Source organism: Ruegeria sp. AL1 (genome assembly GCF_056540905.1).
This window is the reverse complement of sequence record NZ_JBQFXP010000007.1, coordinates 264,924-274,224: the sequence shown is the minus strand read 5'-3', so window position 1 is coordinate 274,224 and position 9,301 is coordinate 264,924. Positions and strand designations below refer to the sequence as shown.

The window sequence follows — 9,301 nt, the reverse complement described above, 5'->3', positions numbered from 1 at the left end:
GCGCGGGCAAAGCCCGCGCTGCCGGGCCCAACCGAAGGAAATGTCTTGCTAAAGACCTTGACGACGGGCGGGAGCCTCCTCGGCCCTTGTGTCGCGGAGATGCCGCCCGTATTTAGGCTTCAAACGGACTTACAGGAGAATTCCGATGCTCAAAGGTTTAGGCGGTCTGGGCGATATGGCCAAGATGATGAAATCCGCACAAGACCTGCAGACCAAGATGACCGAGATGCAGGACGAACTGAACAACCTGATGGTTGTCGGCGAATCCGGTGCGGGCCTTGTCAAAGCCACGGCCACAGCCAAAGGCGAGCTCAAAGGTCTCGATATCGATCCGTCGATCTTCAATGGGGACGACAAGGAAGTGGTCGAGGACCTGATCCTGGCCGCCATCAAGGACGCCCAGACCAAAGCCGCCGAACGCTCACAGGCCGAGATGGCGAAACTGACCGAAAGCATGGGCCTGCCGGCAGATATCAAACTGCCGTTCTGATCTTCATCTTTTCAAAAATACTCCCGCCGGAGGCTCCCTCGGGCACCACGCAGGACAGGCCGTGAGTTCGAACAGCGACATCGACAACCTGATCGACCTGATGGCCAAACTGCCCGGCCTCGGCCCCCGCTCGGCCCGCCGCGCGGTACTGCACCTGATCCGCAAACGCGCCCTGCTGCTGACGCCCCTGTCAGACGCCATGCAGCAGGTCGCCATCACCGCCCGCGAATGCCTGAACTGCGGCAATGTGGGAACCACCGATATCTGTGACATATGCGACGCCGAAGCCCGCGCGACCGGAGAGCTTTGCGTCGTCGAGGACGTCGCCGACCTTTGGGCCATGGAGCGCGCGGGTGTCTTCAAAGGTCGCTATCACGTTCTGGGCGGCACGCTGTCGGCGCTGGATGGCGTCGGACCGGATGAACTCCGCATCCCACGTTTGAAGGATCGAGTGGTGGCCGAAGGCATCACCGAGGTCATCCTCGCCCTGAACGCCACCGTCGACGGTCAGACCACCGCCCATTACATCGCCGATCAGCTAGAAGGTCAGGTGCGTCTGACCTCATTGGCGCAGGGTGTCCCGATTGGCGGAGAGTTGGATTATCTCGATGACGGGACGATTACGGCGGCGTTGAGGGCACGGAAGGAAATATGAGTTCTCAACGAGTTCAATTACTTGCTAGCAACCCTCTTTTGATGTCAAACAATGCAGAACTTCTTCGAATGTTTCCTCATTCACCGGATAAAAATCTTGGCACAGATGCGATGGAATACGTGTAAAACTGTCATGTCTAGCGTCTGGGAGTAGTTTTCCGACTACAGGTGTGTCGAACTCCGGAAGTTGTCCGAGAAATTCTCCTTCGACTGGCACGGAGATAATTGTCTCTGTAGTTTCAAAATGGACCATTTCACCTTCTAATAAGCGCGAACCGCGAAAACCGATTTGTCTGACGTAAGTATATTCGACACTTCCCTGTATCTCTTCAAACAATAGATCTTGTCCAATCCATCTCGCCAGACGATCCTCATGATCCCTGATATGCATGAAAGGTAAGTCTTGAACTTGGTAAAACTCCCCGAATACGACAAATTCGCTTACTTCCGGTGTTAATCGATCAACCAAAGCTCTAAGCCGTATCTGCGCAGCCTCATCGTTGCTTAGGTCAGCCAAAATAGGGGTTTCGGCTGGATGATCGCAACTCAAAGCAGAGGCGTTAGTTACATGCAAAGTGCAAGCTGCCGAAAAACTGATAATCGAGAGGAAGTATTTCATTCGAATTCCAGACCAAAATTTCTTCAACTTTAGCTCGCGTATAATCTAACTTGAAGAAAACTTGCCAACACTCGTCTACAAGAACCCTACAGGTGTAACCCAGACATGACCCGCCTTCTCGCCCTCGCCCTTACCGCCTTCACCGCCACCGCCTCGCTCGCCCAAGAGCTCATCGACAAGGGCTTTGTCGAAGGCTGGAACATCATGATGGACCCCGCGCTTGGCGACGGGTGCTTGATCCAGACGGTGTATCAGGATCTATCGGTTGTGCGACTGGGCTATGATGCGCTGGACAATCGCGGATACTTTGCCGTCTACAACAGGGCATGGGGCGATATCAGACAGGGGGAAAGCTATCCGATCCGGTTTGAGCTGGACGGCAAAAGCTACGATGCCACCGCAATCGGGTTCAACCAGCGCGACGTGCCGGGCGCGACCGTGTTTTTCACCGACCGGGATTTTGTCGCCGCCATAGCCCGCAACAAGACCCTGACCGTTTACAACCCGGCAGGCGAGACCGTCATGGCGATTGATCTGAAAGGCACCGCCAAGGCACTGGAATACGCGCGCGAGTGCCAAAACGGCGAGCTCTAACGAATCGGATCGAACACCGCGTCTTTCGCCGTACAGTCCCGGATCACGTCGCGGCCACAAGGCACCGGCGCCAGATCGCGCGACAGGCACAGGCGGACCTCTTCAATGTAACCCTGCTTGCAGGTGATCGTGATCATGTCAGGCTCCAACACGGGATTGGCTTTCAGAAACGCCTCTTCCACGACCGATGCGGGCAGCTTGACCGTGGCGTCCAGTTTGCGAAACACCTCGGGGCGGGTAACGCCTGAATAGACCTGTCGGGACAGGGCAAAGTAATCAGACGCGGACAGACCCGAACAGGTCCCGTGTTTTTTCCACTGATGCCAGGCCAAACCGGATGAGCCCTGAATATCCTCCATTTCCCGCGTCATGCGCCGGGACGGAGGGGTCTGAGACGTGGGACAATAAGAGGGCCAGCCCTGATGGAATTGCGGCCAGAGCCCGTGCAGAATCCAGCCATGATCATGGCGCGCATCGCATTGGTCCGATCCCCGCGCATCACCTTCGCGCGCGCACCAGTTGGGCGACCAGCTAAGAGACAGGACATAGTAATCGAAAACACCCGCCTTTTCCCCTTCGGCCAGCGCCGCGACGGCGGTGAAAAGCCACAAAACAACCCAGCGCATTCGCCTCTTTCCTTCTTTACATGACGCGACTATATAGGCCCCAAGTTCCCCGACAACGGAAACCTGCCCCAAGACCACGGGGCCGCCGAATTCCGGCGACGGGACAGATGTATTCATAAGGAGGCAGGCTGATGGCAAAACCCCTGATGGCCAAAGCAACCGCCGTATGGCTGGTGGACAACACCACGATCAGCTTCAAGCAGATCGCGGATTTCGTAGGCATGCACGAGTTGGAAGTGCAGGGCATCGCAGACGGCGACGTGGCCGCCGGCGTCAAGGGGTTCGACCCCATCGCCAACAACCAGCTGACTCAGGATGAGATCGACACGGCGCAGAACAATCCGCTGCATAAGCTGAAGCTCAAGTTCAACCCGGCGGCAACCGGCGAGGAAAAGCGCCGCGGCCCGCGTTATACGCCATTGTCCAAGCGTCAGGACCGCCCGAACTCGATCCTGTGGCTGGTCAAGTTCCACCCTGAGCTCAGCGATGGCCAGATCGCCAAGCTGGTCGGCACCACCAAACCAACCATCCAGTCGATCCGCGAGCGCACGCACTGGAACATCGCCAACATGCAGCCGATTGACCCGGTTGCTCTGGGCCTGTGCAAACAGTCCGAATTGGACGCCATCGTACAGAAAGCCGCGGCCAAGAAGGCAGTCGAAGGCGGCGTGATGAGCGATGACGAGCGGCGCAAGCTGGTCTCGACCGAGCAATCGCTGGAAATGGACTCGGCACCGAAGATCCCGACCGCGATTGAGGGGCTTGAGACCTTCTCGCTATCCGACGACCCCGAGGACAAGGAAGACGATGAGCCCATCGTCGATGCCGACAGCTTCTTCAACCTGCCCAAAAGCGGCAGCAGCGAAGATGACGAGGATGATCTGCGCCCCTGATGCGCGGATGGCCCCGACCGGACAGGGTCGGGGCCTTTTTGTTTGGGGAATGAAATGCTGAGCATACTGTCCGCAATCTTCGGACCACACCGCGCCGTTTCAATCTATGCCTTCATCAAGACCAAAGGCCTGCCCATCGCGGGTGGGATCGGTGTGATCGCGGTTGCCGCCGCGCTGCTGCTGCTGAATGACAGCGGTGAGCATGAGCACCATTCGTTCATGACAGTGCCCGTGCTGTCGGCCACGGCGATCAACGGAGACCTCAAGAACGGCGTGATCGCCTCGGTCCGGTTGCCCGATGGCTCGGCCACGTCAATCACCTCGACCGAGGCTCCGATCTCGCAAACCGTTGGGTCCAGCGCCTGCGTGGAAAAGCGCGTTTATGTCGACAGTGGCGAGCCGCGATACCGGTTCAAACTGCCTCGCTATTGCGAGGCAAGCTGACACGCAAAACCGCCTGGTGGTCACACCGGGCGGTTTTTCCTTCAGATCATCTGAAACAGAATACCTGAAACGATGGCTCCGCTGATGCCCAGCCCCAGATAAGTGGCAAAGACGCGTGGCTTAACCAGCGACCAGACCGCTGCCATCGCAGGGATCGAGCTGACTGCCCCGGCCACCATGAAGGCCATCGCGGCGCCTACGGTCATGCCCTGCTCCATCAATCCGGCCAGAAGGGGCGGCGCCACATAGGAGTTCAGATAGGCGGGCATCCCGACCAGTGCGGCGATGACAATCGGCAGTATACCTTCCCCTCCGACAACGCGGGCGATCAGGTCGGCAGGGACGTAACTGACCAGCAGCGCCTCAAGCACGTAAGCCAGCGCCAACCATTTGAGCAGAAACAAGCCGTTATGGACGAATTCCGACCGGAAGCGGACCCGGCGTTCGGCCTCCTGCCAGAATTTCCAGACCGGTTTGTCGTCTATTTTCGGGTCGCAGCCGCAGCAGCCAGCGGGTTTGTATTCACGCAAGGGCTGGGCGAACGCGCCGCCGCGCATCAGCGCGCGGACCGCGAAGCCTCCGAACAGGCCCAGCGCTACGGCGGCAACCGCCTTGCCGATGGCAAAGGGCCAGCCAAGCGCGCCTGCGGTGATCAGAAGGGTTGGCGGATCGATCAAAGGCGAGCTCAGCCAGAAGGCCATGACGGCCGACAAGGGTGCGCCCAGCGCCAGAAGCCCGGCGATAAACGGGATCACCTCGCAGGAACAAAACGGTGCCAGCCCACCAAACAGAGCGGCGAGAAAGATCATCCGCGTCTCGCGCCCTTCAAACGCGCGGGCCACCATCACCTCGGCCCCGGTGGCCTTGAGGTAGGACAGCAACAGTACCGCAAACAGGATGTATTGCCCTGTATGCGCCAGTGCCTTGGCGGCAAAACTGACCACCTCGGTCCAGTTGGCCGGGTCCAGCACGGCGACTGCAATCAGGATCGCGACAATCAGTGCCCAAGGGGTCTTAAGCCAGTCAATGACCCCTGCAGTGACCGGGCGCGGGTTTTGCGACAGTTCAGCCATCATTCGCAGCCTTTCCTACTTCGTCCGCGCAACACTCACTCAGGATGAATTGCGCGAGCTTTCTTAACTCATCGAAGCGCGCCCGGTTGATGGTGCTGCGACCGACCTTTTCCTGCTCGACAACACCACCCGCGGCCAGAAACCGCAGGTGGTGGGCCAGCGTTGATGGGGCAATTCCCGTGCGGGTTTGTATCTCGCCCACGGTCAAACCGGTCTGCCCAGCCCGGACCAGCGTTTTCAGGACCTGTAGCCGGGCCTCGGACCCCATGGCCGAGAATCCTGCGGCCGCTGTTTCCCACATTGCTTTACTCCATTACACTAGATTTCTAGTTATATGGTCTAAAGCCGCGTCATGTCAATCAACATCTTCAATCCGCCTTAAGGCCAGATTGCACCCTCCTTAGGTCCAGCCTATACACAAGGCATGGGAATCGCGGTTGAGACCTTCTTTCTGGAACGCGACGGGCAAGGCACCTTGCAGGCCCGTATCCAGCAAATGATCGCAGAAGGAATTCTGTCCGGTCGGTTCCATGTAGGTGAAAAGCTGCCCTCGTCGCGGAAGCTGGCCGCACATCTGGCAGTCAGCCGGATTACGGTCACGCTGGCCTATACGGAATTGCTGGCGAATGATTATCTGACATCGCGTGGCAGGTCTGGTTATTACGTGTCCGAAAACGCGCCGGTTCCACCAAAATACACGCCAGTGCAGCGCAGTTCCGAGACGGTGGACTGGTCCAGAACGCTGGCCCGTCAGTTTTCCGGCGGTGACATCCTGCCGAAACCGCGCGACTGGCGCGATTATCAGTATCCCTTTATCTACGGGCAGGCGGACAGCAGCTTGTTTGACCACGCCAATTGGCGGCTCTGCGCGGTACGGGCACTGGGACATAAGGACTACGACTCGCTGACAGGCGACTATGTGGATCAGGATGACCCGCTGCTGGTCGAGTTCATCGCCCGCCACACTCTGCCAAGACGCGGTATTGCTGCCCGACCCGAAGAAATTCTGATTACGTTGGGTGCACAGAACGCGCTGTGGTTGGCATCCCGAGTTTTGTTGAACAAGGGTCGGAAAGCAGCCATCGAAGACCCTTGCTATTACGCATTGCGTGACCTGTTGATCCACTCGGAATGCCAGGTGACCCCCTTGCGCGTTGATTCCGACGGCCTGCCGCCGGATGCAATCCCCGACGATACCGATGTGATCTTTACCACGCCCAGCCATCAATGCCCGACAACCGCGACAATGCCGATAGACCGGCGACAGGCCCTGTTGCAGCGCGCGCGCGAGCTGGACGCCATGATTGTCGAGGATGATTACGAGTTTGAGATGTCGTTTCTGGGTGCGCCCTCGCCGGCCCTGCGGTCGCTGGATCGGGATGGGCGGGTGATCTATGTGGGCAGCTTTTCGAAATCCCTCTTTCCCGGTCTGCGTCTGGGCTACATGGTCGGATCCGAGCCTTTTATCCGCGAAGCCCGTGCGCTGAGGTCTTTGGTGTTGCGCCATCCTCCGGGTCACATTCAGCGCACGGCAGCTTATTTCCTGTCGCTGGGCCATTACGATGCGCAGGTTCGACGCATGTCCAAGGCGCTGCAAGAGCGGCGAGAGGCGCTGGATGCCGCCATCGCCGATTGTGGTCTGACGGTCGCGGGCCGTGGCAAACTGGGCGGGTCCTCGATCTGGATGCGTGCACCCCAGCAGGTCGACACGTCCGAACTGGCCCGTTCTCTACAGCAGCAAAGCGTGCATATCGAACCGGGTGAGCCCTTCTTTTCCGGTCCCGTCAAGCCACGACACTATTACCGGCTGGGCTATTCCTCGATCACTTCGGAACGTATCGCACCGGGACTCCAATTGATCGTCGAGGCTTTGCGCCAGTCCTGACCCACTCTGGACCTATTCCGCTGCAAATTCTGGCCCTAACGTGACCCCGTGCATTGGGCCACAACCGTGTTCAAAGGCCTGACACCTCGTCTGGCCCGTTCAATCATGCGCGGGGAGTATGCCGATGAAAATGACCACCGAAGAAGCCTTTGTAAAAACGCTGCAAATGCACGGGATCGAACATGCGTTCGGCATCATCGGGTCCGCGTTCATGCCTATCTCGGATATTTTCCCTAAGGCCGGGATCACCTTCTGGGACTGCGCGCATGAAGGCTCGGGCGGGATGATGGCGGATGGCTACACCCGCACCACCGGCAAGATGTCGATGATGATCGCGCAGAACGGCCCCGGTATCTCGAACTTTGTCACCGCCGTAAAGACCGCGTACTGGAACCACACGCCGCTGCTGCTGGTCACACCGCAGGCCGCGAACAAGACCGTGGGTCAGGGCGGATTCCAGGAAATCGAGCAGATGAACATGTTCGCCGACTGCGTCTGCTATCAGGAAGAGGTTCGCGACCCCTCGCGCATGGCCGAGGTGCTCAGCCGCGTGATCCAGAACGCCAAACGCTACAGCGCGCCGGCGCAGATCAACGTGCCGCGCGATTATTTCACGCAGGTTGTGGATATCGAACTGCCCCGCATCGTCGATTTCGAACTGCCCTCGGGCGGAGAAGCCGCTCTGGATGAGGCCGCCGAGTTGCTGTCGAACGCGCGTTTCCCGGTGATCCTGAACGGCGCGGGCGTGGTTTTGTCGGGCGCGATCCCGTCGACCGTTGCACTGGCCGAGCGTCTGGATGCGCCGGTCTGCTGTGGCTATCAGCACAATGACGCCTTCCCCGGCTCACACCCGCTGCACGCGGGACCCCTGGGCTATAACGGGTCCAAGGCCGGGATGCAGCTGATCGCGCAGGCGGATGTGGTGCTGGCCCTGGGCACGCGCCTCAACCCGTTCTCGACCTTGCCCGGCTATGGCATCGACTATTGGCCCTCCAACGCCAAGATCATTCAGGTTGACGTCAAACCCGAACGGATCGGCCTGACCAAGCCCGTCACTGTCGGCATTGTCGGCGACGCCAAGAAAGTCGCCGATACGCTGCTGGAGAAACTCTCGGGCACCGCCGGAGATGAAGGCCGCCAAGCCCGCAAAGATCTGATCGCGACCACCAAATCCGCCTGGGCGCAGGAACTATCCTCGATGGATCACGAGCAGGACGATCCCGGCACCACCTGGAACGAGCGGGCGCGCGCAGACAAACCGGACTGGATGAGCCCCCGCATGGCGTGGCGCGCGATTCAGTCGGCGCTACCGAAAGAGGCGATCATCTCGTCCGATATCGGCAACAACTGCGCCATCGGCAACGCCTATCCGTCCTTCGATGAAGGCCGCAAGTATCTGGCCCCCGGCCTGTTTGGCCCCTGCGGTTATGGCCTGCCCTCGGTGATCGGTGCCAAGATCGGCTGTCCGGACGTGCCTGTTGTCGGCTTTTCAGGCGATGGCGCCTTTGGCATTGCCGTCACCGAGCTGACCGCGATTGGCCGCGAAGAATGGCCTGCGATCACGCAGGTGGTGTTCCGCAACTACCAATGGGGCGCCGAGAAACGGAACTCGACCCTGTGGTACGATGACAACTTTGTCGGTACCGAACTGGACACGCAGGTCTCTTATGCCGGTATCGCAAAGGCCTGCGGCCTGAAAGGCGTGGTCGCGCGCACGATGGACGAACTGACGGCTGCTCTGGCACAGGCGGTTGAGGACCAGAAGAACGGCATCACCACCCTGATCGAAGCCATGATCAACCAGGAACTGGGTGAGCCCTTCCGCCGCGATGCGATGAAAAAGCCGGTCGAAGTGGCAGGCATCGACGCAGCTGACATGCGCGCGCAGTAATGCAAGAAAAGGGCCGGGCCTTTTGAGGGCCCGGCCTTTTACGGATTCCGAAAAGCCGCCTGAAAAACAACGAAAAGCTTGAGCCCGGTACCAGAACTCTCAAGAATGGCCAGCACGTTCAGGTACCAAGGC

Annotated in this window: 11 protein-coding genes; 7 read left to right on the top strand and 4 right to left on the bottom strand. The window is 59.2% G+C overall.

Annotated features, from left to right (window positions below; genetic code table 11):
• Nucleotides 1-145: 145 nt before the first annotated feature.
• The gene (locus ACRZ9X_RS13455; protein ID WP_480519649.1) at nucleotides 146-490 is read left to right on the top strand and encodes a YbaB/EbfC family nucleoid-associated protein; all 345 of its coding nucleotides are present in this window, start codon (nucleotides 146-148) and stop codon (nucleotides 488-490) included.
• 61 nt (nucleotides 491-551) lie between these two features.
• Complete coding sequence (gene recR, locus ACRZ9X_RS13450) at nucleotides 552-1,145, top strand: recombination mediator RecR (protein ID WP_480519647.1); 594 nt, start codon at nucleotides 552-554, stop codon at nucleotides 1,143-1,145.
• Between the two features lie 24 nt (nucleotides 1,146-1,169).
• Here recR and ACRZ9X_RS13445 read toward each other — a convergent pair whose 3' ends face one another.
• Complete coding sequence (locus ACRZ9X_RS13445) at nucleotides 1,170-1,763, bottom strand: hypothetical protein (protein ID WP_480519645.1); 594 nt, start codon at nucleotides 1,761-1,763, stop codon at nucleotides 1,170-1,172.
• Nucleotides 1,764-1,868: 105 nt separating this feature from the next.
• Between ACRZ9X_RS13445 and ACRZ9X_RS13440 the strand changes: the two genes are divergently transcribed.
• Nucleotides 1,869-2,357 carry a hypothetical protein gene (locus tag ACRZ9X_RS13440; protein WP_480519643.1) on the top strand — a complete coding sequence of 163 codons (489 nt, stop codon included), beginning with the start codon at nucleotides 1,869-1,871 and terminating at the stop codon, nucleotides 2,355-2,357.
• Here ACRZ9X_RS13440 and ACRZ9X_RS13435 read toward each other — a convergent pair.
• A complete protein-coding gene (locus ACRZ9X_RS13435; RefSeq protein WP_480519641.1) occupies nucleotides 2,354-2,983 on the bottom strand; it encodes a ribonuclease T2 family protein in 630 nt (209 codons plus the stop codon). The genes ACRZ9X_RS13440 and ACRZ9X_RS13435 overlap by 4 nt on opposite strands.
• A gap of 131 nt (nucleotides 2,984-3,114) precedes the next feature.
• Here ACRZ9X_RS13435 and ACRZ9X_RS13430 point away from each other — a divergent pair, with 131 nt between their 5' ends.
• Both ACRZ9X_RS13430 and ACRZ9X_RS13425 read left to right on the top strand, forming a co-directional pair.
• Entirely contained in the window at nucleotides 3,115-3,876 is a 762-nt protein-coding gene (locus ACRZ9X_RS13430) for a DUF1013 domain-containing protein (RefSeq protein WP_480519639.1), read from the top strand.
• A gap of 54 nt (nucleotides 3,877-3,930) precedes the next feature.
• Nucleotides 3,931-4,320 (top strand): hypothetical protein, encoded by a 390-nt coding sequence (locus ACRZ9X_RS13425; protein ID WP_480519637.1) that lies wholly within the window; start codon nucleotides 3,931-3,933, stop codon nucleotides 4,318-4,320.
• 41 nt (nucleotides 4,321-4,361) lie between these two features.
• Here the strand turns inward: ACRZ9X_RS13425 and ACRZ9X_RS13420 are convergent, their stop codons facing one another.
• Together ACRZ9X_RS13420 and ACRZ9X_RS13415 are read right to left on the bottom strand one after the other, a co-directional pair.
• Complete coding sequence (locus ACRZ9X_RS13420) at nucleotides 4,362-5,393, bottom strand: permease (RefSeq protein ID WP_480519663.1); 1,032 nt, start codon at nucleotides 5,391-5,393, stop codon at nucleotides 4,362-4,364.
• Nucleotides 5,386-5,694 (bottom strand): ArsR/SmtB family transcription factor, encoded by a 309-nt coding sequence (locus ACRZ9X_RS13415; RefSeq protein WP_480519635.1) that lies wholly within the window; start codon nucleotides 5,692-5,694, stop codon nucleotides 5,386-5,388. The genes ACRZ9X_RS13420 and ACRZ9X_RS13415 overlap by 8 nt, the downstream gene beginning before the upstream one ends.
• A gap of 123 nt (nucleotides 5,695-5,817) precedes the next feature.
• On the opposite strand from ACRZ9X_RS13415, the gene pdxR reads away from it, so the two are divergent.
• A complete protein-coding gene (gene pdxR, locus ACRZ9X_RS13410) occupies nucleotides 5,818-7,278 on the top strand; it encodes a MocR-like pyridoxine biosynthesis transcription factor PdxR (RefSeq protein WP_480519633.1) in 1,461 nt (486 codons plus the stop codon).
• Between the two features lie 124 nt (nucleotides 7,279-7,402).
• On the top strand, nucleotides 7,403-9,169 hold the full coding sequence (gene xsc / locus ACRZ9X_RS13405) for a sulfoacetaldehyde acetyltransferase (RefSeq protein WP_480519631.1): 1,767 nt from the start codon (nucleotides 7,403-7,405) through the stop codon (nucleotides 9,167-9,169).
• Nucleotides 9,170-9,301 lie beyond the last annotated feature (132 nt).

What these genes read in the sequence shown, in the direction of transcription:
- ACRZ9X_RS13415 (WP_480519635.1), bottom strand. Translation starts at nt 5,694, where the DNA reads ATGTGGGAAACAGCGGCCGCAGGATTCTCGGCCATGGGGTCCGAGGCC.
- ACRZ9X_RS13435 (WP_480519641.1), bottom strand. Translation starts at nt 2,983, where the DNA reads ATGCGCTGGGTTGTTTTGTGGCTTTTCACCGCCGTCGCGGCGCTGGCC.
- xsc (WP_480519631.1), top strand. Translation starts at nt 7,403, where the DNA reads ATGAAAATGACCACCGAAGAAGCCTTTGTAAAAACGCTGCAAATGCAC.
- ACRZ9X_RS13420 (WP_480519663.1), bottom strand. Translation starts at nt 5,393, where the DNA reads ATGGCTGAACTGTCGCAAAACCCGCGCCCGGTCACTGCAGGGGTCATT.
- ACRZ9X_RS13440 (WP_480519643.1), top strand. Translation starts at nt 1,869, where the DNA reads ATGACCCGCCTTCTCGCCCTCGCCCTTACCGCCTTCACCGCCACCGCC.
- ACRZ9X_RS13425 (WP_480519637.1), top strand. Translation starts at nt 3,931, where the DNA reads ATGCTGAGCATACTGTCCGCAATCTTCGGACCACACCGCGCCGTTTCA.
- pdxR (WP_480519633.1), top strand. Translation starts at nt 5,818, where the DNA reads ATGGGAATCGCGGTTGAGACCTTCTTTCTGGAACGCGACGGGCAAGGC.
- ACRZ9X_RS13445 (WP_480519645.1), bottom strand. Translation starts at nt 1,763, where the DNA reads ATGAAATACTTCCTCTCGATTATCAGTTTTTCGGCAGCTTGCACTTTG.
- ACRZ9X_RS13455 (WP_480519649.1), top strand. Translation starts at nt 146, where the DNA reads ATGCTCAAAGGTTTAGGCGGTCTGGGCGATATGGCCAAGATGATGAAA.
- ACRZ9X_RS13430 (WP_480519639.1), top strand. Translation starts at nt 3,115, where the DNA reads ATGGCAAAACCCCTGATGGCCAAAGCAACCGCCGTATGGCTGGTGGAC.